Genomic DNA, 24,998 nt, shown 5'->3' with positions numbered 1-24,998 from the left:
TGGCGGCGGCGGGCCTGCTGGCGCTGGCCGGGTGGGGGGCGCAGGCCCAGGTGCAGACGCCGTTGCGCGTGGTGGGCGGCCTGGCCGGCGTGAACCAGTACACCCGCTGGGAGGAGCCGTTCTGGTCCCGCGAGCTGACACGCCTGAGCGGCGGCCGCTTCAAGGCCGAGATCGTGCCCTTCGACCGCGCCGGCGTGCCCGGCGATGAAATGCTGCGCATGCTGCAGCTGGGCGTGGTGCCGTTCGGCACCACGTTGCTGAGCACGCTGACCGGCTCGTTTCCACAGTACACGGCCATCGATCTGGCGGGGCTGAACCCGGACATGGCCAGCCTCAAGTCCAGCGTGGCGGCGTTCCGTCCCTACCTCGAAATGTCGCTGCGCCAGGACCTGGGCGTGGAGATGCTGGCGCTCTACGTGTACCCGGCGCAGGTGCTGTTCTGCCGCAGGCCGCTGGCCGGGCTGGCCGACCTGTCGGGCCGGCGCGTGCGCGTGTCCTCGGCGGGCCAGGCCGACTTCGTGGGAGCCCTGGGCGCCGTGCCCGTGCACACGGCGTTCGCCCAGGTGGTCGCGAGCATGGAGGCCGGCAGCATCGACTGCGCCATCACCGGCACCATGTCGGGCAACACCCTGGGGCTGCACGCCATCACCTCGCACCTGCACACCCTGCCCATCAGCTGGGGGCTGGCCGTGTTCGGCGCCAACCGCGCCGCCTGGGATGCGCTGCCACCGGACCTGCGGGCCCTGCTGCGCCAGGAGCTGCCCCGGCTCGAAGCATCGATCTGGGAGGAATCGGAGCGCGACACGGCCCAGGGCGTGGCCTGCAACAGCGGCGCACCGGCCTGCGCCACGGGCCGCAAGGGCCGCATGGTGGTGGTGGCCGCGTCGCCGCAGGACGAACGCCGGCGCCAGGAGATCTTCCGCGACACCGTCCTGCCCCGCTGGCTGCAGCGCTGCGGCCAGCGCTGCGCCGACCTCTGGAACCAGACCATCGGCCCCGCGCGCGGCCTGGCGACGCCCGGGAATCCATGAAATCCACGCCCCCCGCTCCCGCGACGCCCCATGTCCGGGCCATGGTCTGGGCCGTGGTCGCGCTGTTCCTGGCGGTGCTGCTCGTCGCCGCGGGCCTGCTGGCGTGGACGACGCGGCAAGCGGCGCTGGAGAATCGGGAGGTGCAGGTCACGCGCTTCGTCTCGGGGGCCGAGGTGGGAATCAATCGCGGCTTTCTGTCGGTGGACCTGCTGCTGTCGGGCATGGACAGCCTGCTGGGGCTGTCCACCTCCATGGCCGACTGGATCGACGCCAGCGCCGCCAGCAATCTGCTGGGCATTGTCACGCGCGGCAACCTGCTGGTGAGCATGACCGCGCTGCTCGACGCCGATGGCCGCGTGCTCGCGTCCTCGGATGCCTCGGGCGCGCAGTATGTCCTGCAGTTGCCGCCGGGATTCCTGCAGGCCGTGCTGTCGCCGTCGGCCGTCCACCTGATGGTCAGCGCGCCGACCGTGAGCTTCGCCAGCACCCAGAACGTCCTGTACCTTGCCCGCACCCTGAAGGTGGCCAACGGCGCTCGGCTGGTGATGGTGGCGGAGGTGCCCCTGTCCAAGCTGGCGGCGGTGCTGATGCAGGGCGCCGACCTCGCCGGGCTGGAGGTGGTGCTGGAGCGGAACGACGGCCGCCTGCTCCTGTCCATCCCCGACCTGGGCGACGGCGCGCGGCTGCAGCCCACCGAGGTTCCGAAGGAGCGGGCTGAGCAGGCTTGGGAGACCCCCGCGCGCCTGAGCCGGGAGCCGGCGTTCGTGCTGGCGCGCCCCCTCATCTACCAGGGCCTGCGCATCTCCGCGAGCCTGCCCCTGTCCGCCGCGCTGCGCGACTGGCACAAGGAGCGCAACGCGATCGGCGCTGTTGCCCTCATGTTCTGCCTGATGCTGCTCGGGGCGGGCGTGATGGTGCAGGCCTACTTTCAGCGCATCACGGCGGCGCGCCAGGACATGGCCCGCTCCAAGACCATGCTGGACCAGGCGCTGGAATCCATGGTGAGCGGCTTCCTGCTGCTGGACCACCGGCACCGGGTGCAGCACTGGAACCGCCGCTTCGAGGAGATCTTCCCGTGGATGGCCGGCACGATGGCCGAGCAGATGCCGTTCCGCAAGGTCCTGGAAATGACCGTGGCCCACCATCTGCCCGAGGGCAGCAAGGCCGAGCACCAGCAGTGGGTGGAGCAGCGCCTGGTCCGGCAGCGCCAGTCCATCGGTACGCACGAGCAGCAGACGCCCGATGGGCGTTGCATCCAGATCCTGGAGCGGCCCACGCCCGAGGGCGGCCTGGTGATCACCTACCACGATGTCACCGACCTGCGCCGCGCCAACGCCGAAATCGAAAGCCTGGCCTTCTACGACCCGCTGACCGGGCTGCCCAACCGGCGCCTGCTGCTCGACCGGCTGAGCCAGGCCAGCGTGCTGGCCCAGCGCACGGGCCAACTGGGCGCGTTGCTGTTCCTCGACCTCGACCATTTCAAGGCCCTCAACGACACGCTGGGCCACGAGGTGGGCGACGAGCTGCTGCAGCAGGTGGCGCAGCGCCTGCGGGCCTGCGTGCGCGTCGCCGACACCGTGGCCCGGCTCGGCGGCGATGAATTCGTCATCATGCTCAACGAACTGGCGCCCCACGGCGAGGAGGCGGCACGGCTTGCCCAGCGCATTGGCGAGAAGATCCTGCGCAGCCTCTCCGAGCCCTACGTGCTCGGCCCGCACTCCCACCAGAACAGCGGCAGCATCGGCGCCACCCTGTTCGGCACCACCCTGCAGACGGCGACGGAGCTGCTCAAGCAGGCCGACATCGCGATGTACCAGGTGAAGGCGAAGCGCGGCAACGGGCTGTGCTTTTTCGACCCGCGCATGCAGGTGGCCATCAACGACCGCGCGCAACTGGAGGCCGACCTGCGCGAGGCGCTGGCGCAGGGCCAGTTCACCCTGCACTACCAGCCGCAGTTCACGCTGGAGGGCGGCATCGTCGGCGCCGAGGTGCTGCTGCGCTGGGTGCATCCGGAGCGCGGCATGGTCTCGCCCGCGCAGTTCATCGCCGTGGCCGAGGAGAGCGACCTGATCCTGCGCATCGGCCAATGGGTGCTGCGCACGGCCTGCGAGCAATTGGCGCGCTGGCAGGAGCAGCCCCACGGCAGCCACCTGCAGCTGTCGGTGAACGTGAGCGCGCGCCAGTTCCGCCAGATCGATTTCGTGCGCCAGGTCACCGAGACCCTGCAGGAAACGGGCGCGCGCGCGCACCTGCTGACGCTGGAGCTGACCGAGTCGCTGGTGCTCGACAACGTGGACGATGCCATCGGCAAGATGCACCAACTGCGCACCAAGGGCGTGCGTTTCTCGGTGGACGATTTCGGCACGGGCTATTCCTCGCTGGCCTACCTCACGCGGCTGCCGCTGCACCAGCTCAAGATCGACCAGTCCTTCGTGCGCAACCTGGGCGCGCGGGCCACCGACGACGTGATCGTGCAGACCATCATCGGCATGGCGCGCAACCTCGATCTGGAAGTGATCGCCGAGGGCGTGGAAACCCAGGAGCAGAAGGACTTCCTGGCGCGCCACGGCTGCGTCCAGTACCAGGGCTACCTGCTGGGCCGGCCCATGCCGGCGGAGGCGCTGGAGGCCGTTCTGGTCGCCGCGCGGCCGCCGTCAGCGGCGTGAGGACACCACGATCCCGCCCACGATGAGCGCGAACGCCAGCGCGTGGAACAGGCGCGGCGGCTCGCCCAGGAAGGCGGCCGACATCAGCGCGGCGAACAGCGGCGTGAGGTTGGAGAAGAACCCCGCCACCGCCGGCCCGGCGCGCTGCACGCCCACGCCCCAGCAGCGGTAGGCCACCACCGCCGGCCCCACGGCGATGAAGGCCAGCGCCGCCGCCAGCGGCCAGCCCCAGGCGATGTGCGTGCGGCCGCTGGCCCACTCCAGGCCCGCGAGCGAGCCGGACCAGCCCAGGCCGAACACCAGTTGGGCCATGAGGAAGGCCGCCCAGTCGGCGCGCACGCTGGCGGGCTCGCTGGTGCGCACCAGCAGCCAGCTGTAGAAGGCCCACGAAATGGTGGCCAGCAGCATGAACACATCGCCCAGCACCAGGCGCAGCGCCAGCAACTGGCTCCACTCGCCCCGGCTGAGCACCAGCAGCACGCCGGCCATCGACAGCGCGGCTCCGGCAAACTGGCGCCGCGTGACGGAAACGCCAAAGAACACCGCGCCCACGGCCAGCATCCACACCGGCATGCTCGAACCGACCAGCGTCACATTGATCGGCGTGGAAGTCTGCAGCGCCATGTACTGCAGGGCGTTGTACAGGCCGATGCCCAGCAGCCCCAGCAGCGCATAGCGGCGCCAGTGCGCCCAGAGGGGGTTGCCCGGGCGCAGCACGCCATGCGCCAGGGGCAGCAGCAGCGCGAAGGCCAGCACCCAGCGCAGGAAGTTGAGCGTGAGCGGCGGCACCAGCTCGTGCACCAGCCGGCCCACCACGGCATTGCCGGCCCACAGCAGCGGCGCGAGCACCAGCAACGCCGCCGTGCCGGGCGTCAGTTTGTGTGTCATCCCCGCACTGTAACGGGCAAGGCTTGCAGAATCATGGCAGGATGGCGCAAGCTATTTCGAACGTTCCCGCAGGAGAGAATTTCCATGAGCCTCGCCGTCCAGATCCGCCAGCATGGCGGCCCCGAAGAACTCCAGATCGTCGACGTGGCCGTCGGCGAGCCCGGCCCGGGCGAGATCCGCATCCGCCACCACGCCATCGGGCTGAACTTCATCGACGTCTACCACCGCACCGGCCTGTACCCGCTCACCATGCCCGCCGGCATCGGCATGGAGGGCGCGGGCGTGGTCGAGGCCGTGGGCGAGGGGGTCACGCACCTGAAGGCGGGCGACCGCGCGGCCTACGCCAGCCAGCCGCCCGGCAGTTACTGCGAGGTGCGCGTGATGCCCGCCAAGTGCGTGTGCAAGCTGCCCGACGCCATCAGCTTCGAGACCGGCGCCGCCATGATGCTCAAGGGCCTCACGGCGCAGTACCTGCTCAAGAAGACGCTGCCCGTCGAGGGCCTGCAGCCGGGCGACCATGTGCTGTTCCATGCCGCCGCCGGCGGCGTGGGCCTGATCGCCACGCAATGGGCCAAGGCGCTGGGCCTGCGGCTCATCGGCACGGCGGGGTCCGACGCCAAGTGCCAGCTCGTGCGCGACAACGGCGCGGCGCATGCCATCAACTACAACACCGAGGACTTCGCCGCGCGCGTGAAGGAGATCACCGGGGGCAAGGGCGTGAAGGTGGTGTACGACTCGGTGGGCAAGGACACCTGGGACAAGTCGCTCGATTGCCTGCGCCCCTTCGGCCTCATGGCCAGCTTCGGCAACGCCTCGGGCCCCGTGCCGCCGTTCGCGCCGGGTTCGCTGGGCGCCAAGGGCTCGCTTTATGTCACGCGCCAGACGCTGTTCACCCACATCGCCACGCGTGAATCCACCCAGGCCATGGCCGACGAACTGTTCGCCGTGGTGGCCAGCGGCCAGGTGAAGATCCACATCGCGCAGCGCTACCCGCTCGCCGAGGTGCAGCAGGCACACCGTGACCTGGAAGCGCGCAAGACCACCGGTTCGACCATCCTCACGCTGTGAACGCGACCCTGCCTGACTGGTTGGCGCGTGCCCGCGCCGACGCGCGCCAGCCGCCGCGCCGCGCGCGGCTGCCACTGCTCGCCGACGGCTACGAGGTGGGTTCGGTGGAGCCTGGGATTTTGGATGAAATCGTCCTCCATGGCTTGCTGGATGCGCGCTATAAGCTATCAATTCAGGAGCGATTCGCCTCGCCCGCCTGGTGCCTGGAGGCCCAGCCCGGCGAGCTGACGGCGGCGTTCGACGCGCTCGCGCGGGCCTTGCGCGCACTGGGCCACTGCGGTCCGTGGCGCGGCGAACAACTGGCCGTGTGCACCGCGCAGGGCCAGCGCCTGGGCACCATCGAGCGCGGCCTGGTGCGCGTGCTGGGCATTGCCACGCGGGCCGTGCACCTCGTGGGCCTGGCGTCCGATGGCGGCATGTGGGTCCAGCAGCGTGCCTTCGACAAGCCCCACCACCCTGGCCAGTGGGACACGCTGATGGGCGGCATGGTGTCGGCCGCCGACACGCTGGAGCAGGCGCTCAAGCGCGAAACCTGGGAGGAGGCCGGCCTGCGCATGTCCACCCTCGTGGACGTGGTGCGAGGCGGGCATATCGATTTCGAGTGCCCCAGCCGCGAAGGCGGGGGCGTGGGCTATATGCGCGAGCGCATCGACTGGTTCCATGCCGTCGTGCCCGAGGGCCGGGTGCCGCACAACCAGGACGGCGAGGTGGCGCGCTTCGAGCGCCTGCCGTCCGGGACGGTGCGCGAGTGGGTGGCGCAGGGGCTGTTCACGCCCGAGGCGACGCTGGTGCTGGCGGACTGGTGGGGCCTGTGACCAGGCAGGAAGGCGCGCGGCCCGGGCCTTCCAGAATGGTCGAGGCGCGTGCCGGCGGCCGGTGGCGGCGCGCCGTGGTGGGCCTGGAAGCGGGTCAGCCGGTGGTCGCGGCCCGCGCCGCCGCCGTGCCGCTGCGCACCGCGCCCTCCAGCGTGGCGGGGTAGGGCCCGTCGATGTAGTCGCCGCAGGCCCACAGACCGGGCGCGATGGCGGCGCCGGGGCGCCGCAGGCCCGGGGTGCAGGCGAAGGTGGCGCGTTTCTCCACCACGGTCTGCACCGTCTGCAGACCGGCCAGGCCCAGTTGCCGCCGCGCCTGCTCCAGGATCTGGCGCTCGACCTGGGCGCGTTCGCCCTGGCTGGCGCTGGCCACGAAGGCGATCAGGCCGGGCGGTCCGCCGAGCTGGCCCCGGTCGAACACGAACTGCGCGGGCTGCTGGTCGCCGCCATGCAGCGCCAGCATGGGCTCGGGCAGCAGCCGGCCGTCGGCGTGGGGCGTGCCCTGGGCATACACCGTGGTGATGGCCTCGAAGCGCAGGGCCTGGGCGCTGGCGGCCCAGTCGCACATCTGCACCGTGAGGGCGTAGGGCGCGGTCTGCGCGCACAGCGAGACCAGCCGTGCCGCCTCGGTGCTCGGCGTGGCCAGCAGCACGGCGTCGAAGGGCTCGCCGTCGACCAGCCAGGCCGGCCCTGGCGCGGCCGTGAGAGCCAGCGCGCGCTGGCCGGTGCGTACCGTGGCGCCCTGGGCCTGCAGCCAGCGCGCCGCGGGTTCGGGGAAGAGTTCACCGAGGTGGACGCGCGGCAGCAGCAGGTGCGAGCCGCCGCGCCCGCTGAACAGGCTGTCCTGCAGCACGCGCAGGAACACCTGGCCGCTGGCCTGTGGCGCGGGGGTGTTGAGCGCGGCCACGCACAGCGGGTCGATGAAGCCGTCCTGCAGCCGCTGCGGCAGCGCCGCGCACAGGTCGGCCACCGTGTCCTGCGGCGCGCAGGCAAAGCCCGCGCGCTGCCAGGCATGGGCCGTGCGCAGCAGCGCCAGCCGCTCGCTCCAAGACCAGCCGCGCGCGCGGGCGATGCCGAGCACGGCATCCCAAGGCGGAGGCAGGTCGGGCAGGCGCAGGCCGTTGCCGTCGGGAAAGCGCAGCACCAGCGGGCGGCGCAGCAGGGCGGCGTCCAGGTCCACGCCCACCAGGCGCATGAGGCGCAGCGATTCGGTGTAGGCGCCGATGAGGATGTGCTGGCCGTTGTCCAGCGTGAGCGGCGTGCCGCCGGGGGCCGTGGCTTGCAGGCCGCGCGCGCGCCCGCCGACCGTGCGCGCGGCCTCGAACACGGTGGTTTCGTGGCCGGCCTGCACGGCGGCCATGGCAGCGGCCATGCCGGCCCAGCCGGCACCAAGGATGGCGATCTTCATGGGAGGCTTACATGCGGCCCAGGGCCTGCATCTTCCAGGCCAGCCAGAACTTGCGCAGCGGCGTGAGGCTGATGCGCTGGTGCAGCACCTGGAAGTGGTCGCGCTCGATCTCGCGCAGCAGCGTGCGGTAGATGCTGGCCATCATCAGGCCGGGTTTCTGCGCGCGCCGGTCGGTGGCGGGCAGCAGCGCCAGCGCTTCGTCGTACAGCCGGTGCGCGCGCTCGGCCTGGAAGCGCATGAGCGCCGTGAAGCGCTCGGAATACTGGCGCTTGAGGATCTCGTGCGCTTTCACGTCGAACTGCTGCAGTTCGTTCACCGGCAGGTAGATGCGGCCGCGCATGGCGTCCTCGCCCACGTCGCGGATGATGTTGGTCATCTGCAGCGCCTGGCCGAGGCGGTGCGCGTACTCGGTGGTGGCCGGGCTGGTCTGGCCGAAGATGCGCGCGGCCACCTCGCCCACCACGCCGGCCACGAGGTGGCAGTAGCGCTGCAGGCCGGGGTAGTCGAGGTAGCGGGTCTGTTCCAGGTCCATCTGGCAGCCTTCGATGACGGCCAGCAGGTGGCGCGGCTCGATGCCGTAGGTGGCGGTGTGCGGCATCAACGCCTGCATCACGGGGTGCGTGGGCTTGCCCTTGAACGACTGGGCCACCTCGCCCTGCCACCAGGCGAGCTTGCTCTGGGCCACGCCCGGGTCGGTCACCTCGTCGACCACATCGTCCACCTCGCGGCAGAAGCCATAGAAGGCCGTGATGGCCGCGCGCCGGGGGCGGGGCAGGAACAGGAAGGCGTAATAGAAGCTGCTGCCCGAGGCGGCGGCTTTTTGCTGGACATACTGTTCCGGATTCATGGGGGGCGATTGTCCCATGCCGGGTGCTCGTTCCATGCCACGGGTTCTGCCAGAGAGTCCGAGTGCCGCACTCTGGTGCCCGTATTCGGGTAAACGCGGGCGCTATGATTTCAGGCTTGTAACCAATCGAAAGCGTTCATGCTGAACAACCTGCGGATCACCCAGCGTTTCGTCATCGTTCTTTGTTCGTTCTGGCTGTCGGGGGCTGTGGTGATCGGGGTCAGCTTCTGGGGACTGTCGTCCGCGCGCGACAGTCTCAAGACCGTGCATGACGAAGCCATGCACCGGGCCCTGATGGCCGACCAGTCCATCGAACTGACGGTCCAGAACCGCCTGCAGGTGCTGCTGGCCTTCCAGCATGCCCCTGAAAGCGCGCTGGCCAGCATCCACGGCCACCCCACCACCATGCACCTGGAGGCCATCGCGGCCAACCAGGCCAAGGCCGACGCGCTCCAGAAAGGGCTGGAGAAAGGCGTCACGGACACTGAGGAGCGAAAGCTGTTCGATACGGCGCTGGCCAGCTGCAAGGCGTGGCGCGACAAGCTCGACCTGGTGGCCGCGTCCATCCAGAAGGGCGACTTCAGCCCCGAGACCATGGCCGCCTTCCTGGCGGCGGGCCGCACCGAGGGGGAAGCCGTCGTCAAGGCGATGACGGCCTTCCGGGAGCACCAGGTGCGGCGCGCGGATGCGGCCTACCAGGGCGCGCAGCAGCGCTACGAAATCGGCCTGGTGGTGTTCGCCCTGGCCACCTTCCTGCTCGGCCTGCCGGCCTCTTTGCTGGGGCTGCTGCTGCTCGCGCGCATGGTCACGGGCTTCCGCAGCGCCAATGCCGCCGCCGCCGCCATCGCGTCCAGCGACCTGACGCAGCGCATCGAATTCCAGGGCAAGGACGAGATCGGCGCCATGCTGGCGCAGATGGAAACCATGCGCGGCAACCTCCACCATGTGATCGGGCAGGTGCACCATGGCGCAGAGACCATCGCCGGCGCCTCCACGCAGGTGGCGGCGGGCACGCAGGACCTGTCCTCGCGCACCGAACAGCAGGCCAGCGCGCTGGAGCAGACGGCGTCGGCCACCGAGCAGCTCTCGGGCACCGTGCAGCAGAACGCCGACAGCGCCGCGCAGGCCAGCCAGCTTGCCGCATCGGCCACCGGCGTGGCGCAGCGCGGCGGCACCGTGGTGGCGCAGGTGGTGGACACCATGGAAGCCATCAACACCTCGTCGCGCAAGATCGTGGACATCATCGGCGTGATCGACGGCATCGCCTTCCAGACCAACATCCTGGCGCTGAACGCCGCCGTGGAAGCGGCCCGTGCCGGCGAGCAGGGCCGGGGCTTTGCCGTGGTGGCGAGCGAGGTGCGCAGCCTGGCGGGTCGTTCAGCGGAGGCGGCCAAGGAAGTGAAGGCGCTGATTTCGGACTCGGTCGCCAAGGTCGAGGTCGGCAGCGAGCAGGTGGCCCAGGCGGGCTCTACCATGCAGGAAATCGTGGCCGGCATCCAGCGCGTGGCCGACATCGTGGACGAGATCGCCTCGGCCAGCCGCGAGCAGTCCATGGGCCTGGGCCAGATCAACCAGGCCGTGGCGCACCTGGACGGCGTGACGCAGCAGAACGCGGCGCTGGTCGAGGAAACCTCGGCGGCATCCGGCGCGCTGCAGGAGCAGGCGCGCCAACTGGCCAGCCTGGCGGCATCGTTCCGCTTGCAGCAGGGCAGCAGCCTGCAGGTGCCGGCCACTCCCCGCGCAGAGGCCCGGGCACCGGCGCCGGCGCGGCTGCAGGGCGCAGGCCAGAAGGCCCTGCCGCAGCACTGACATGTCTTCGGCGACCCAACCCTTTCATCCTTGAGGATGGGGCGCAAGCCCTACACTTGCGCCACCATGGAAGTGCAGAAAAACCTGTTGGTGCTGGGCATCGAATCCTCGTGCGACGAAACCGGCGTGGCGCTGGTGCGCTCGCAGGGCAGCGCCGTGCCCACGCTGCTGGCGCACGCGCTGCACAGCCAGATCGAGATGCACCAGGCCTATGGCGGCGTGGTGCCAGAACTCGCCAGCCGCGACCACATTCGCCGCGTGCTGCCGCTGACCACGGCCGTGCTGGCCGAGGCGGGGCGCGAACTGGCCGAGGTGGACGTGGTGGCCTTCACGCGCGGCCCGGGCCTGGCCGGCGCGCTGCTGGTGGGCGCGGGCGTGGCCTGTGCCCTGGGCGCGGCGCTGGGCAAGCCGGTGCTGGGCGTGCACCACCTCGAAGGGCACCTGCTGTCGCCGTTCCTCAGCGCTGATCCGCCGGAATTTCCGTTTGTTGCCTTGCTGGTGTCCGGCGGCCACACCCAGCTCATGCGGGTGGACGGCGTGGGCCGCTACGAGTTGCTGGGCGAAACCATTGACGACGCGGCGGGCGAGGCCTTCGACAAATCGGCCAAGCTCATGGGCCTGGGCTATCCCGGCGGCCCGGCGCTCTCTCGTTTGGCCCAGCAGGGCGACCCGGCGGCGTTCAAGCTGCCGCGTCCGCTGCTGCACAGCGGCAACCTCGATTTTTCGTTCGCCGGGCTGAAAACAGCGGTGCTGACGCAGGCGCGCAAGCTGGGCAGCGACCTGGAGGCGCGCAAGGCCGACCTGGCCGCGAGCACGCAGGCGGCCATTGTCGAGGTGCTGGTGAAAAAATCGCTCACGGCGCTGCAGGAAACCGGCCTGCAGCGCATCGTGGTGGCCGGCGGCGTGGGCGCCAACCGGCTGCTGCGCGAGCAGCTCGACGCTGCCTGCGCCAAGCGCCGCGTGCGCGTGCACTACCCCGAACTGCACCTGTGCACCGACAACGGCGCCATGATCGCCATGGCTGCGGCCATGCGCCTGCAGTCGGGCCAGCAGCAGGCCAACTGTGACTATGCCTTCGACGTCAAGCCGCGCTGGCCGTTGAACGCCATAGGTGGAACACCCTCCTGAGGCGCTTTGCGCCTTCCCCCCGCTCTTGCATCTCTGCGCGATGCGGGCAGGGGGACGCCACCGGTGCCCGCATGTGGGAATGCTGGCGGCCCTTGCACGGTGGCCGCCGGCCTGGGCCGTGCTGGTTGCAGGTGTCGTGGGAAGCGCCCAACGCCATCACGGCGGTGCGCCGTCGATCAAGAGGATTTCCGGACTCGGAGCAGCTCGTCCAGGATCAGGCAGGCCGCGCCCACGCTGATGCCCGCGTCGGCGATGTTGAAGGCCGGGAAATGCCCGCCATGGAACATGCCGGACAGGAAGGCCCAGTGGAAATCCAGGAAGTCCACCACGTAGCCGTGCAGCAGCCGGTCCACCACGTTGCCCACCGCGCCGCCGAGGATGCTGGCGAGCGAAAACGCGAACAGCTTCTGCTCCGGGTGCTGGCGCAGCTGCCAGACGATGAACAGCGTGGCCGCCACGCCGATGCCCGTGAAAAACCAGCGTTGCCAGCCCCCGGCCGTGGCCAGGAAGGAAAAGGCCGCGCCCGTGTTGTGCGCGCGCACGATGTTGAAGAAGCTGGTGACGTAGGTGCTGTCACCGAGCTGGTAGTAGCCCAGGATAAGCGTCTTGGTGAACTGGTCGGCGATCAGGATCACCAGCGCCCACGCCAGCCAGGGCCACAGGCTGGCGCGGCCGCCCGCCGCGGCGCGGGCCACTCAGGCGCAGGCCCGGTTTTCACCGGCGCCGTACAGGTTGCTGGTGCAGCGGCCGCACAGCGTGGGGTGTGCCGTGTCGTGGCCCACGTCGGCGCGGTAGTGCCAGCAGCGTTCGCATTTGGCATCGGAACTGGCCGTGACGCTTATCTGTAGGTCGTCACCGGCTATCAATTCGATAGTGGATGTGATGAAGACGAACTTCAGGTCATCGCCCAGGCTGGCGAGCAGCGCGTGGTCCTCGGGCGCGGCGGTCAGCGCCACGCAGGCCTGCAGCGACGAGCCCACCTGGCCGGCGGCGCGCACGCCCTCGATCTCCTTGTTCACCAGGTCGCGGATGGCGCGCAGGCGCTCCCATTTGGCCTGCAGCCCCTCGTCGCCCGTGGGGATGGTGCCGTAGGTTTCCATGAAGATGGACTCGGAACGGCCGAACACCTTCCAGGCCTCTTCGGCCGTGAACGAGAGGAAGGGCGCCATCCAGCGCAGCATGGCGTGCGTGATCTGGTGCAGCGCCGTCTGCGCGCTGCGGCGCGCCAGGCTCTTGGGGGCCGTGGTGTAGAGGCGGTCTTTCAGCACGTCGAGGTAGAAGCCGCCGAGGTCTTCCGAGCAGTAGAGCTGCAGCTTGGCCACCACGGGGTGGAATTCATACACCTTGTAGTGCGCCAGCACCTCCTGTTGGAACTGCGCGGCGCGCGTGAGCGCGTAGCGGTCGATCTCCAGCATCTGGTCGAACGGCACGGCGTCCTGGGCGGGATCGAAGTCGCTCACGTTGGCCAGCAGGAAGCGCAGCGTGTTGCGGATGCGGCGGTAGGCGTCCACCACGCGCGCGAGGATCTTGTCGTCGATGGCTAGGTCGCCCGAGTAGTCGGTGGAGGCGCACCACAGGCGGATGATCTCGGCGCCCAGCTTGCCGCTCACCTCCTGCGGCGAGACGGTGTTGCCGAGCGACTTGCTCATCTTCTTGCCCTGGCCGTCCACCGTGAAGCCGTGCGTGAGCAGGCCGCGGTAGGGCGCGCGGCCGAAGATGGCGCTGGCCAGCAGCAGCGAGCTGTGGAACCAGCCGCGGTGCTGGTCATGGCCTTCGAGGTACAGGTCGGCCTCGGGGCCGCTGTCGTGGTGCATGCCGGCGTGCGTGCCGCGCATCACGTGCCAGAAGGTGGAGCCGGAGTCGAACCACACCTCCAGGATGTCGGTGCTCTTGGTGTAGTGCTCGGCGTCCTGCGCACCCAGGATTTCTTCGGGCGTCACGCGGCTCCAGGCCTCGATGCCGCCCTGTTCGACGATGGCTGCGGCCTGGTCGATGATTTCCATGGTGCGCGGGTGCAGCTCGCCCGAATCCTTGTGCAGGAAGAAGGGCAGGGGCACGCCCCAGCTGCGCTGGCGCGAGATGCACCAGTCGGGTCGGCCGGCGATCATGTCGCGCAGGCGGGCCTTGCCGTTTTCGGGGTAGAAGCTCGTCTGCTCGATGGCGGCCAGGGCCGTCTGGCGCAGCGTGCCGGGGGCTTTGTCCTTGGTGAACACGCCCTCGCCCTCGTCCATGCGCACGAACCACTGGGCGGCGGCGCGGTAGATCACGGGCGTCTTGTGGCGCCAGCAGTGCGGGTAGCTGTGCGTGATGGTGGTGGTGCCCATCAGGCGGCCAGCGGTCTGCAGCGTCTCGATGATGACGGGGCAGGCCTTCCAGATGTTCATGCCGCCGAACAGGGCCTGCGATTCGTCGTAGCGGCCGTTGCCCAGCACGGGGTTGAGAATGTCGTCGTACTTCAGGCCATGCGCCACGCAGGAGTTGAAGTCTTCCACGCCGTAGGCGGGCGACGAGTGCACGATGCCCGTGCCGTCGCTGGCCGTGGCGTAGTCGGCCAGGTACACGGGCGAGAGGCGGCGGTAGCCCTCGTGCACATCGTGCAGCGGGTGCTCGAACTCGATGCCCGCGAGCTTCTCGCCCTGGGCCACGGCCAGGATCTGGCCCGTCAGGCCCCAGCGCGCCATGCAGTCATCGACCAGCGTGGCGGCCATGACGTACAGGCCGCGCTCCGTGTCCACCAGCGCGTAGGGCAGTTCGGGGTTGAGGTTGAGCGCCTGGTTGGCGGGGATGGTCCAGGCGGTGGTGGTCCAGATGACGGCGAAGGCGTCCTTCTCCAGCCGTGCCAGGCCGAAGGCGGCGGCGAGCTGGGCCGGGTTGTGCGCCTTGAAGGCCACGTCCAACGTCTGGCTCTTCTTGTCCTGGTATTCGATTTCAAATTCGGCCAGCGACGATCCGCAGTCGAAGCACCAGTACACGGGCTTGAGGCCGCGGTACACGTAGCCACGCTCCATCACGCGCTTGAGGGCGCGCAGTTCGCCCGCCTCGCTCGCGTAGTTCATGGTCTTGTAGGGGTTGTCCCATTCGCCGAGCACGCCCAGGCGCTTGAAATCCTCCATCTGCTGCGCGATCTGCTCGGTGGCGAAGGCGCGGCCCTTGGCCTGCATCTCGTCGCGCGGCAGGTTGCGGCCGTGCAGCTTTTCGATGGCGTTCTCAATCGGCAGGCCGTGGCAGTCCCAGCCGGGCACGTAGAGCGCGTCAAAGCCTTCGAGCTGGCGCGCCTTGGTGATCATGTCCTTGAGGATCTTGTTCACCGCGTGGCCGATGTGGATCTGGCCGTTGGCGTAGGGCGGGCCGTCGTGCAGGATGAACTTCGGGGCACCGCAGCGCGCGTCGCGCAGCTTCTTGTAGATGCCTTTCTCGTCCCATTCCTTGGCCCAGCCAGGTTCGCGCTTGGGCAGGTCGCCGCGCATCGGGAAGGGGGTGTCGGGCATGTTCAGCGTGGCGCGGTAGGCGCTCGCCGGGGCGTTCTTGGGCGTCGATTCAGACATGGGGAAACCTTCAAAAATGGGGACGCTCAGGCACTGTGCCCGAGGCTACAAGCGAGCAGGGAGGGGCGAAGGCAGCCCCCGTCAAATTCGGTCGCGCGTGGTCTGGCGGCGGGTTTCGGCGTGGGCGGCGAACCAGGCGCGCGCGTCGGCACAGTCCCGCGCGATGCCTTGGGTGAGGGCGTCGAGGCTGTCGTACCGGAGTTCGTCGTGCAGTTTGTGCAGCAGTTCCACGCGGATGATTTTACCGTAGGCCCCCTCGGCGCCCAGATGCTGCGGCCATTCGAGGCAATGGGTCTCCAGCAGCACGCGGCCGCCGTTGACGTCGCGCGGGTCCAGCGAGGGGCGGATGCCCAGGTTGGCCACGCCGGGCAGGGGGTGTTCCGACAGGCCGTGCACCCACACGGCGAAGATGCCGCTGGCGGCGGGCTTCCAGTGTGCAAAGCGCAGGTTGAGGGTGCGAAAGCCGTTGCCCGCGCCTTCGGCGCTGGCGCCCAGGTGGCGCCCCAGCTTGCGCCCGTGCACTACATGGCCCGAGATGGCGTAGGGGCGGCCCAGCAGTTGCGCGGCGTCCTGCATGCGGCCCGCGCCCAGGGCCGCGCGCACCTCGGAGCTGGAGACGCGCAGGCCGTGCACCTCGTAGCTCATCATGCGCGCCACGTCGAAGCCCTGCACCTGGCCGGCGGCGTCGAGCATTTGATAGTCGCCCGCGCGCTGCTTGCCGAAGCGGAAATCGTCGCCCACCAGCACGTAGCGGGCGCCCAGGCCGTGCACCAGCACTTCGTCGATGAACTCCTGCGGCGAATGCGAGGCCAGCCGGGCATCGAAGGGCAGCACCACCGCCTGCTGCACGCCGTAGCGCGCCAGCTCCGAGAGCTTGTCGCGCAGCGTGCCGATGCGGGCCGGGGCCAGTTCGGGCTTGTTCAGCGCGCCAGCGAAGTAGTCGCGCGGGTGCGGCTCGAAGGTGAGCGCGCAACTGGGCACGCCGCGCTGGGCCGCCTCGCCATTGAGCAGCGCCAGCATGGCCTGGTGCCCCCGGTGCACGCCGTCGAAGTTGCCGATCGTCACGGCGCAGGCCGGGGCAATCCCTGGATGGCGAAAACCGCGAAAGATCTTCATGGAGCGTTATCTTTTTAATAGCGCCTTGCGCACGGCCACCAAGCGCAGGACACTGATTTGACTTGAAATGAGCGTATATTGTGACGCACGCGTGCCCGCGTATTGCCAGCGCAGGCACGGCGCCAGACATCTGCATCGATTCCTTGCCCTTTTTTTGTTCGAGGAGGCGTGTCGTGAAGGTCTTGAAGCTCTCTGCCCAGGGCTTGCCCCAGTCGTGGATCTCGCTGGAACAGGCGGTGATCCACTATGCCGCTGGGGAGGTGCGCTGGGAGTCCGGTGGCGAGATTACCGTTTTCCACGGCGGCCACAACGCCGTAACGGGGAGGCAGTCGGTGATCGCCGTCAACAGCATCATCGGCACCAAGGGCGTGCCCGCCATCAACCCCTTCGACCTGCACCCGAGCCTGACCAACAGCAAGCTCTTTGTGCGCGACCGCCATGTCTGCGCCTACTGCGGCGGGCACTGCCCCGAGGAATTGCTTACGCGCGAGCACATCGTTCCCTTTGCCAAGGGGGGCAAGGATCACTGGATGAACGTGGTCACCGCCTGCCGCCCCTGCAACCACCGCAAGGGCCCGCGCACGCCCGAGCAGGCCCACATGCCGCTGCTCTACGCCCCCTATGTGCCGAGCCTGTGGGAAGACTTCATCCTGCGCAACCGCCGTATCCTGGCCGACCAGATGGAGTTCCTGATGGCGCACGTACCCAAGTCCTCGCGGCTGTTGGCATGAAGGCCTGCTCATAGCGTCCCGAAGCAAGAAAAAAACCGCCCAAAGGCGGTTTTTTTCTTGCTGTGGCAAAAAGTCAGGCGAAAACCCCTGCGGTCTCTTGCATGCGCGCCGACACCTCGCCCAGGTGGTGCAGCGTGTCGCCGAAGGTCATTTCCAGCTGCGTGAGCTTCTTGAAGTAGTGGCTGCCGATGTATTCGTCGGTGACGCCGATGCCGCCGTGCAGCTGCACCGACTGCTGGCCCACGAAGCGCATGGACTGGCCCAGCTGCACCTTGGCGCGGGCCAGGGCGGCGCGGCGTTCGGGGGCGGGGGCGCCGAGCTTGAGGCTGGCGTAGTAGCTCATCGAGCGGGCCAGTTCGAGCTGCATCTTCATGTCGGCCACGCGATGGCGCAGGGCCTGGAAGCTGGCGATGGCCACGCCGAACTGCTTGCGCTGGTTCATGTAGTCCACGGTCAGGGCCACGGTCTGGTCCATCACGCCCACGGCTTCGGCGCAGGTGGCGGCGATGCCGGTGTCCACGGCCAGTTCCAGGGCGGCCAGGCCGTCCTTGGTGACCAGTGTGGCGGCGGCGTTGGCCAGCTGGACCTCGGCGGCGCGGCTGCCGTCCTGGGTGCCGTAGCCGCTCGTGGTGACGCCGGAGGCCGCGCGCTCGACCAGGAACAGCGCGATCTGGCCGTCCAATTGCGCGGGCACGAGGAAGGCGTCGGCTTGGTCGCCGGCGGGGACTATGCTTTTGGTAGCTGTCAGCGCATATCCGGTGGGCGTTGCAGCCGCTTTTGCATCGCAAACGTCGAGGCGGTAGCGGGCCTTGCGCTCCTGGTGGGCCAGCACCACCAGGGCTTCGCCGCTGGCGATGCGCGGCAGCCAGGCGGCCTGCACGTCGGCGGGCGCGTAGCGGGAGAGCACGCTGCTGGCGATGAAGGTTTGCGCCAGGGGTTCGAGCACCATGCCACGGCCCAGCTCTTCCATGGCCACCATGGCGTCGATGGCGCCCTGGCCCATGCCGTCGTGCTGTTCAGGCACCGTGAGGGCCGTGAGGCCCAACTCGGCCAGCTCACCATAGGCGGCGCGGTCGAAACCGCCGGCGGCGACGATGCCGCGGCGGCGCTCGAAGGCGTAGCCCTTGTCCACCCACTTGCGCACGGCGTCGCGCAGTTGCTGCTGGTCGTCAGAAAAATCGAAATCCATGTTCTTGTCTCCTCAGCCCAGAACCGTTTGAGCCACGATATTGCGTTGCACTTCGTTCGAGCCGCCGTAGATGGTGGTCTTGCGCATGTTGAAGTAGGTGGAGGCCAGCGGTGCGTGGGCCACGCTGCCGCCGGGGAAGTCGCCTTGCCAGCCGGCTTCCATGGCCTCCTCGATGAAGGGCAGGGCAAAGGGGCCGGCCGCCAGCATCATCAGTTCGGCATAGCGCTGCTGGATCTCGCTGCCCTTGATCTTGAGCAGGCCCGCGATGTCCAGCGAGTTCTTGCCGCTCTTCTCGGCCGAGAGCACGCGCAGCACCAGCATTTCCAGGGCCACCACATCCACTTCGAGCAGGGCGATCTGGTCGCGGAAACGCTGGTCGTCCCACAGGCCCTCGGCCTTGGCGATGCGCTTGAGGCGTTCGAGCTCGCGCTTGGCGCGGTTCACGTCGGCGATGTTGGTGCGCTCATGGCTGAGCAGGTGCTTGGCGTAGGTCCAGCCCTTGTTCTCCTCGCCGATCAGGTTCTCGGCAGGCACTTCGACGTTGTCGAAGAACACCTCGTTGACTTCGCACTCGCCGTCGAGCAGCTTGATCGGGCGCACGGTCACGCCGGGCGACTTCATGTCGATCAGCAGGAAGCTGATGCCCGTCTGCGGCTTGCCCTCGTTGCTGGTGCGCACCAGGCAGAAGATCCACTCGCCGTACTGGCCCAGCGTGGTCCAGGTCTTCTGGCCGTTGACGATGTACTTGTTGCCCACGCGCTCGGCGCGCGTCTTGACCGAGGCCAGGTCCGAGCCCGAGCCGGGCTCCGAGTAGCCCTGGCTCCACCACACCTCGCCGCTGGCGATGCCGGGCAGGAAGCGTTGCTGCTGCTCGGGCGTGCCATAGGCCATGATGACGGGTGCCACCATCACGGGACCAAAGGGCACGACGCGTGGCGCGCCGGCCAGCGCGCACTCTTCTTCGAACAGGTGCTTTTGCACGGCCGTCCAGCCCGGGCCGCCAAACTGCTTGGGCCAGCCCGAGGCCAGCCAGCCCTTCTTGCCCAGGATCTTGGCCCAGCCCTGCAGATCGTCGCGCGTCAGACGCAGCGCGTTGTGGACTTTGTGGGAAATTTCCTGGGGGAGGTTGCTTTGGACCCATGCGCGAACTTCTTCGCGGAAGGCCTGCTCTTCGGGGGTGAATGCGAGATCCATACGGTGTGTCTCCTGAGAAGATGCATTTGTAGCACGGTCGTTCGTTTTTTAGCTGTCCAAATGGAGACAACGCCCCGCCGCCGCCGGGGTCAGCCGCCGCCCGTGGGGGTGCCGGCGGGCAGGCCCAGTTCCGCGCACAGGCGCTGCACCGTGCCGCGCAGCGCCGCCACCTCGGCCTCCAGGGCCTCCACGCGCGCCTGCAGCGCGGGCGCCGCCGGCTCCGCGCCGCCGCCGGCCGGGGCGGACAGGTCCACCGGACCGCACAGCAGGTGCGCCCAGCGCGGCTCGCGCGCCCCCGGGGCGCGTGGCAACAGCACCACGAGCGGGCCGCCTTTCTCTGCGCTGCGTTCGCGCAGCTCATCCAGGAAGGCCTCGACCGAGGAAATGTCGGCAAAGCGGTGCCAGCGCTCGGCGTTGATGCGCAGCTCGCCCGCCGTCTGCGGGCCGCGCAGCATCAACAGGCCCAGCAGCACGGCGGATTGGTCGGGCACGCCCACGGCGCGCTGGAAGTTGTGCTCCCAGCGCATGGCACGGCCGCCACTGGTCTCGAACACCATCGACAGCAGCTTGAGACTGTCCAGCGCCTCCTGCGCCTCGGCGTCGCTGAGGTTCATCACCGGGTCGCGCGTGGTCTTCTGGTTGCAGCCCGTGACCACGGCGTTGAGCGTGAGCGGATAGCTGTCGGGCACGGTGCGGGCCTTTTCCATCAGCGTGGCCAGCACGCGGGCTTCGTTGGCGGTCAGGGGGCGGGCGGTGGGGTCGAAGGGCATGGAAAGGAGGTCTCCTGGATAATTGGAGCAAATGAAAAACATCGTGATTCTGATCTCCGGCGGCGGCTCCAACATGGCGGCCATCGTGAAAACCGCCCGGCAGGAGCACTGGGAGCGGCGCCTGGGCGCCCGCGTGGCCGCCGTGGTGAGCAACAAGGCGGACGCCAAGGGCCTTGTTTTCGCGCGCGAGCAGGGCATCGCCACCGAGGTGCTGGACCACAAGCAGTTTCCCAGCCGCGAAGCCTTCGACGCCGAGCTGGCCATGGTGATCGACCGCCACGACCCGGCCCTGGTGGTGCTGGCGGGCTTCATGCGCATTCTCACGCCCGGCTTCGTGGCGCACTACGCGGGGCGGCTGGTCAACATCCACCCCTCGCTGCTGCCCGCCTTCACGGGGCTGCACACGCACCAGCGCGCCATCGACGCGGGCTGCAAGTTCGCCGGCTGCACGGTGCACCAGGTCACGGCCGAGCTGGACGTGGGCCCCATCGTCGAGCAGGCCGTGGTGCCGGTGCTGCCGGGCGACACGGCCGAGCTGCTGGCCGCCCGCGTGCTGACGCAGGAGCACCTGATCTACCCGCGCGCGGTGGCTCGATTGCTATCTCATTAATAGCTTGTGGCGCTTGATACGCAAGCGCTGCGGCCGGTTTTATGCACTAGGGCCTGGGCGCCAGCGTGTGCGACAACGGTATGGGCCTGCCCGAGACCAAGCGGGAGCGCGTGCTCGCCGTTCTACCGTGGAAGAGGGTTCGCGCAACCGCCACAGCGGCGGCGTGGGCCTGTCCATCGCCCACGGCATCGTGCGGCGCCACGGCGGCCGCCTGCAGCTGCGCAACGCGCCGGGCTGCTGGCCACGGTGGCGCTGCCGCGCACGGCCGCGTGAGGGTTTATTTGCTATTGAATCAATAGCTTATGGCGCAATACCAGCGGGTGTTATAGCATTTTTTGATCCGAATCCGGTGTGCTGCCGGAGACCTGCGCGAAGCGGGGCTGAAGGCGCCCCTGCACCTCCACCATCTCCTGGAACATGGCTGCGGGCCGCACCCACAGGCCGCGTTCGCCATAGAGGGCGCGGTATACCGTCATGGCTTCCCGCGTCTCGCTGTGGCGCGCGGTGCCCAGCACCTCGTACATGTTTCCCTTGTAGTGGCGGTACAGGCCGGGCGGCGTGGGGGTGATCGGGGGCAAATCGTCGTTCATGGTGAGGGCGTGTCATCATTCAATTCCCCCACGCGAAAGCCAGCCAGGCCGTGCAGTGCTAGGCGCCCTGAGTGCCGTGTAGCACCGCTACACAAGCGAAGGGCAACGACGCAATGCGCGGCCTGGCTGGCTTTTCCTTCGGGCTGGCTGCGCAATGCGGCGTCTGCTTTGTCGCGTGGCTTGTCCATAGATGACTATGGGCTGCGCCCCGCTTCGCGCATCCATCCGCATTGCGCGGCCAGCGCGTGGGGGAATTGAATGATGACACGCCCTAAGATGGCGTTCACAAGAACATCCGGGGAGACATCCGTGGAGCAGGCAGATTTCGTGCACCTGGTGCGCATGAGCGAGCATGCCAGCGCCGAGAACAGCAGGGCCTACCGCCGCAGCGTAGCCGCTTTCGCGGCCCTGGGCTATGCCTGGGTGCTGGGCTGCCTGGTGCTGGGTGCGGGGCTGGTGGCCTGGGTGGTGCCGCAACTGCTGCACGGGCGCCTGCGGCTCGGGCTGGTGCTGTTGCTGGTCACCGCGCTGGGCCTGTTCTGGACCAGCCTGCGCGCGCTGTGGGTGCGGTTCGATGCGCCCGAGGGCGCCGAGATCACCGCGCTGGAGGCGCCCGCGCTATTCGAGGCGCTCGAACGCATCCGCCGCAAGATCAAGGGGCCGCCGATCCACCGCGTTACCCTCAACGACGAGTTCAACGCCAGCATCCAGCAACTGCCGCGCTGGGGCCTGCTGGGCGGCGCGCAGAACCACCTCACCATCGGTCTGCCCCTGCTCATGGCGCTGGACCGGCCGCGTTTCCTGGCCGTTCTGGCGCACGAATACGGCCACCTGCGCGGCGACCACGGGCGCTTCGCGGCCTGGATCTACCGCACCCGCCTGGCCTGGATGCGCCTGCACCAGGGGCTGGGCGACGACACCGGCCCCGTGGCGCTGGCCACGCAGGCCTTCATGCGCTGGTATTTCCCGCGCTTCGCGGCCAAGACCTTCGCGCTGGCGCGGCAGGACGAATACGAGGCCGACCGCATCGCCGGCAAGCTGCTGGGCCGCGACGTGGCGGCGGCCGCGCTGACCGAGATCGAGGTGCGCGGCGCCTGGCTGCAGTCCCGCTTCTGGGCGCGCCACTGGAGCAAGGCGGCCGACAACCCCCTGCCCGTGGGGCCCTACCGCTCCCTGCGCCGGCGCCTGGCGCGCATGCCCGACGCGGTGTTCGCCAACGACGCGTTGCGCCAGGCACTCAAGCGCATCAGCGACGTGGACGACACCCACCCCGGCCTGCGCGACCGCATCGAGGCGCTGGAGACCCCGCCCATCCTGCCCGAGTGGTCGCACGGCGGCGCACTCGACCTGCTGGGGCCGGATGCCAAGCGCTGGCTCGACTATTTCGACAAGCAGTGGTGCCGCGAGCACGCCAGCGAATGGAAGCTGCACCATGCCTGGCTGGTCCAGGTGCGCGAGCGCGTGCAAGAACTCAAGGCCGGCATGGCGCAGAGCAACGCCAACGAGCTGGTGGAGCTGGCCCGCCTGATGCGCCACCTGGACCCGCGCGCCGTGGTGCGCCCGCTCTATGAACTGGCGTTGGAGCGCAGCGCCGAGCACCCGGGCGCGCTGCGCGGCCTGGCGCAGAACCTGCCCGAGGGCGACCGTGAGGCCAAGCTGCAGTGCCTGCAGCGCCTGTGGGACGCCGACGATGCCGAACGCTGGTGGACGGCGCGCACCGCGCTGGCCGAGCTGGAGACACCCCGGCCTGGCATGGAGCACGACGCCGCCGCCTTCAAGCAGTGGCGCAAGCGCCTGGAGCGCGCCCAGGAGGCCGAGGAGCGCGCCTGGGAAGAATTGACCGCCGCGCCGTTCTTCAACCGCGTCACGCGGCACGACCTCAGCGCCTTCGAGCTGGCCGAACTGAAGGCCGAGCTGGTCCGCTGCCTGCCCGTGGCGCGGGCCTGGCTGGTGCGCAAGCACCTGGGCGAGTTCCCGCGGCGCCGGGCCTACCTGCTGTTCGTCGAGCTGCCCGGCCTGCACGACGCGGACCGCTACGACCTGTGCCGCCGCCTGGAGCGCCAGATCGGCCTGCCGGGCCCGGTGCTGGCGCTGTGGGCGGGCGAGTCGCCCTCGCTCGAAGACATCCAGCGCCACGCCGCCGACCCGGTGTTCACCCGTTGACCGGCCCGGGCGCGTAGCCGGGCCCAGGCCGGGGATGGGACAATCGGGCCCATGCATCCCAACGCCCTCCTGGAAGCCTGCTCGGAACTCGTCAGGCTCACCCTCACTTTCGAACACCCGGCCGATGCCGTGGTGTCCCGCTTCTTCCGCGACCACCGGGGCCTGGGCCAGCGCGAGCGCGCGGCCCTGGCCGAGACGGTCTACACCGTGCTGCGCAAGAAGCTGCTGTTCGACCACATGGCGCCCTCGGGCTCGGGCCCGAAGGAGCGGCGCCTGGCCATCCTCGGTTTCGCCCACTGGCAGGACGAAGAGGCGCGCCGCGCCAATCCGAAGGCCGTGCATGGCCCGCGCGATTTCCTCAAGGGCGCGCTGAACGACCGCGAAAAGCAGTGGCTCGACCAGTGCGACGCGGTGCAGGAGGGCGAACTGCTGGAGCGCCACCGCCACAACCTGCCCGAGTGGCTGGCCCAGCCGCTACGCGAGCAGCTCGGCAGCGATTTCTGGCCCCTGGTGCAGGCGCTGGCCACCAGCGCGCCGCTCGATTTGCGCGTCAACGCCTTGAAGGAAAAACGGGCCGAAGTGCAGAAGGAGCTTGCGCAAGCAGCTATCAAAACAGAAGCAACACCGTACTCCCCCTGGGGCCTGCGCGCCGTGGGCAAGCCGGCGCTGGCCAAGGTGCCGGCCTTTGTGCGCGGTGCCATTGAGGTGCAGGACGAGGGCTCGCAACTGCTGGCCCTGCTGCTCGACGCCAAGCGCGGCGAGATGGTGGTGGACTTCTGCGCCGGCGCCGGTGGCAAGACCTTGGCCATTGGCGCGGCCATGCGCAGCACCGGGCGGCTGTACGCCTTCGACGTGGCGGCGCACCGGCTCGACGCGCTCAAGCCCCGGCTGGCCCGCAGCGGCCTATCGAACGTGCACCCCGCCGCGCTGGCGCACGAGCGCGACGAGCGCGTCAAGCGCCTGGCCGGCAAGATCGACCGCGTGCTGGTCGACGCGCCGTGCTCGGGCTTGGGCACGCTGCGCCGCAACCCTGACCTGAAATGGCGCCAGACACCCAAGGCGCTGGAAGAACTGGTGGTCAAGCAGGCCGCCATTTTGGAGAGCGCCGCCCGCCTGCTCAAGCCCGGCGGCCGCCTGGTGTACGCCACCTGCAGCGTGCTGCCGCAAGAAAACGAGGCCATCGCCGAGGCTTTCGCCGCAGCGCACGGCGACTTCACACCGCTCGACGCCGGTGACGTGCTGGCCCAGCTCAAGGTGCCCGAGGCCGCCAGCCTGTGCAGCGGCGGCGAAACCGGCAGCCGCTACCTGCGCCTGTGGCCGCACCGCCACCAGACCGACGGCTTCTTTGCCGCCGTCTGGCAGCGCCGGGGCTGACGCCGACCCGCGCCCCGCCGCGCGGCGCTTTGGCGCTCGCGCCACAGTGGGGCAGGGTA

General features: G+C 69.3%; 20 protein-coding genes. 10 read left to right on the top strand and 10 right to left on the bottom strand.

What is annotated here, in order from left to right; all coding sequences use genetic code 11:
* Window positions 1–17 precede the first annotated feature (17 nt).
* A complete protein-coding gene (locus D8S75_RS11555) occupies window positions 18–1,031 on the top strand; it encodes a TRAP transporter substrate-binding protein (protein ID WP_370807638.1) in 1,014 nt (337 codons plus the stop codon).
* Window positions 1,028–3,697 (top strand): bifunctional diguanylate cyclase/phosphodiesterase, encoded by a 2,670-nt coding sequence (locus tag D8S75_RS11550; RefSeq protein WP_119966491.1) that lies wholly within the window; start codon window positions 1,028–1,030, stop codon window positions 3,695–3,697. Before D8S75_RS11555 ends, D8S75_RS11550 begins: the two co-directional genes overlap by 4 nt.
* On the opposite strand, the gene D8S75_RS11545 is transcribed toward D8S75_RS11550, so the two are convergent.
* Entirely contained in the window at window positions 3,686–4,585 is a 900-nt protein-coding gene (locus D8S75_RS11545) for a DMT family transporter (RefSeq protein ID WP_119966490.1), read from the bottom strand. The two genes, D8S75_RS11550 and D8S75_RS11545, sit on opposite strands and share 12 nt — an antisense overlap.
* 84 nt (window positions 4,586–4,669) lie before the next feature.
* Here D8S75_RS11545 and D8S75_RS11540 point away from each other — a divergent pair, with 84 nt between their 5' ends.
* Window positions 4,670–5,653 (top strand): quinone oxidoreductase family protein, encoded by a 984-nt coding sequence (locus D8S75_RS11540; RefSeq protein ID WP_119966489.1) that lies wholly within the window; start codon window positions 4,670–4,672, stop codon window positions 5,651–5,653.
* Complete coding sequence (locus D8S75_RS11535; protein ID WP_119966488.1) at window positions 5,650–6,468, top strand: NUDIX hydrolase; 819 nt, start codon at window positions 5,650–5,652, stop codon at window positions 6,466–6,468. The genes D8S75_RS11540 and D8S75_RS11535 overlap by 4 nt, the downstream gene beginning before the upstream one ends.
* Window positions 6,469–6,562: 94 nt before the next feature.
* On the opposite strand, the gene hpnE is transcribed toward D8S75_RS11535, so the two are convergent.
* Both hpnE and hpnD read right to left on the bottom strand, forming a co-directional pair.
* Entirely contained in the window at window positions 6,563–7,873 is a 1,311-nt protein-coding gene (gene hpnE / locus D8S75_RS11530) for a hydroxysqualene dehydroxylase HpnE (protein WP_119966487.1), read from the bottom strand.
* A 7-nt stretch (window positions 7,874–7,880) separates the two neighbouring features.
* Window positions 7,881–8,720: a presqualene diphosphate synthase HpnD gene (hpnD, locus tag D8S75_RS11525; RefSeq protein WP_119966486.1), complete on the bottom strand. Its 840-nt coding sequence runs from the start codon at window positions 8,718–8,720 to the stop codon at window positions 7,881–7,883.
* A gap of 138 nt (window positions 8,721–8,858) precedes the next feature.
* Here hpnD and D8S75_RS11520 point away from each other — a divergent pair, with 138 nt between their 5' ends.
* Together D8S75_RS11520 and tsaD are read left to right on the top strand one after the other, a co-directional pair.
* Entirely contained in the window at window positions 8,859–10,529 is a 1,671-nt protein-coding gene (locus tag D8S75_RS11520; RefSeq protein ID WP_119966485.1) for a methyl-accepting chemotaxis protein, read from the top strand.
* A gap of 66 nt (window positions 10,530–10,595) precedes the next feature.
* A complete protein-coding gene (tsaD, locus tag D8S75_RS11515) occupies window positions 10,596–11,657 on the top strand; it encodes a tRNA (adenosine(37)-N6)-threonylcarbamoyltransferase complex transferase subunit TsaD (protein ID WP_119966603.1) in 1,062 nt (353 codons plus the stop codon).
* A 176-nt stretch (window positions 11,658–11,833) separates the two neighbouring features.
* Here tsaD and lspA read toward each other — a convergent pair whose 3' ends face one another.
* From lspA to D8S75_RS11495, 3 genes are all read right to left on the bottom strand, one after another.
* The gene (lspA, locus tag D8S75_RS11505) at window positions 11,834–12,352 is read right to left on the bottom strand and encodes a signal peptidase II (RefSeq protein ID WP_119966484.1); all 519 of its coding nucleotides are present in this window, start codon (window positions 12,350–12,352) and stop codon (window positions 11,834–11,836) included.
* Entirely contained in the window at window positions 12,353–15,202 is a 2,850-nt protein-coding gene (ileS, locus tag D8S75_RS11500) for an isoleucine--tRNA ligase (protein WP_119966483.1), read from the bottom strand.
* An 81-nt stretch (window positions 15,203–15,283) separates the two neighbouring features.
* Complete coding sequence (locus D8S75_RS11495) at window positions 15,284–16,318, bottom strand: bifunctional riboflavin kinase/FAD synthetase (protein ID WP_119966482.1); 1,035 nt, start codon at window positions 16,316–16,318, stop codon at window positions 15,284–15,286.
* Between the two features lie 173 nt (window positions 16,319–16,491).
* Between D8S75_RS11495 and D8S75_RS11490 the strand changes: the two genes are divergently transcribed.
* Window positions 16,492–17,049: an HNH endonuclease gene (locus D8S75_RS11490; protein WP_119966481.1), complete on the top strand. Its 558-nt coding sequence runs from the start codon at window positions 16,492–16,494 to the stop codon at window positions 17,047–17,049.
* A 73-nt stretch (window positions 17,050–17,122) separates the two neighbouring features.
* Here D8S75_RS11490 and D8S75_RS11485 read toward each other — a convergent pair whose 3' ends face one another.
* The 3 genes from D8S75_RS11485 to D8S75_RS11475 all read right to left on the bottom strand — a co-directional run bounded on the left by D8S75_RS11485 (window position 17,123) and on the right by D8S75_RS11475 (window position 20,202).
* Complete coding sequence (locus D8S75_RS11485) at window positions 17,123–18,238, bottom strand: acyl-CoA dehydrogenase family protein (RefSeq protein ID WP_119966480.1); 1,116 nt, start codon at window positions 18,236–18,238, stop codon at window positions 17,123–17,125.
* A gap of 12 nt (window positions 18,239–18,250) precedes the next feature.
* On the bottom strand, window positions 18,251–19,432 hold the full coding sequence (locus tag D8S75_RS11480) for an acyl-CoA dehydrogenase family protein (RefSeq protein WP_119966479.1): 1,182 nt from the start codon (window positions 19,430–19,432) through the stop codon (window positions 18,251–18,253).
* 89 nt (window positions 19,433–19,521) lie between these two features.
* Window positions 19,522–20,202 (bottom strand): YceH family protein, encoded by a 681-nt coding sequence (locus D8S75_RS11475; protein ID WP_119966478.1) that lies wholly within the window; start codon window positions 20,200–20,202, stop codon window positions 19,522–19,524.
* A 31-nt stretch (window positions 20,203–20,233) separates the two neighbouring features.
* Between D8S75_RS11475 and purN the strand changes: the two genes are divergently transcribed.
* On the top strand, window positions 20,234–20,812 hold the full coding sequence (purN, locus tag D8S75_RS11470) for a phosphoribosylglycinamide formyltransferase (protein WP_119966477.1): 579 nt from the start codon (window positions 20,234–20,236) through the stop codon (window positions 20,810–20,812).
* Window positions 20,813–21,135: 323 nt separating this feature from the next.
* Here the strand turns inward: purN and D8S75_RS11465 are convergent, their stop codons facing one another.
* Window positions 21,136–21,402 (bottom strand): DUF1653 domain-containing protein, encoded by a 267-nt coding sequence (locus tag D8S75_RS11465; RefSeq protein WP_119966476.1) that lies wholly within the window; start codon window positions 21,400–21,402, stop codon window positions 21,136–21,138.
* A 309-nt stretch (window positions 21,403–21,711) separates the two neighbouring features.
* Here D8S75_RS11465 and D8S75_RS11460 point away from each other — a divergent pair, with 309 nt between their 5' ends.
* A complete protein-coding gene (locus tag D8S75_RS11460) occupies window positions 21,712–23,565 on the top strand; it encodes a M48 family metalloprotease (protein WP_119966475.1) in 1,854 nt (617 codons plus the stop codon).
* A gap of 51 nt (window positions 23,566–23,616) precedes the next feature.
* Window positions 23,617–24,939: an RsmB/NOP family class I SAM-dependent RNA methyltransferase gene (locus D8S75_RS11455; RefSeq protein ID WP_119966474.1), complete on the top strand. Its 1,323-nt coding sequence runs from the start codon at window positions 23,617–23,619 to the stop codon at window positions 24,937–24,939.
* Window positions 24,940–24,998: the final 59 nt, after the last annotated feature.

Origin of the sequence: Simplicispira lacusdiani (assembly GCF_003604195.1) — a bacterium.
Classification (GTDB): Bacteria; Pseudomonadota; Gammaproteobacteria; order Burkholderiales; family Burkholderiaceae_C; genus Simplicispira; species Simplicispira lacusdiani.
This window is presented reverse-complemented; position numbering and strand designations above follow the sequence as displayed.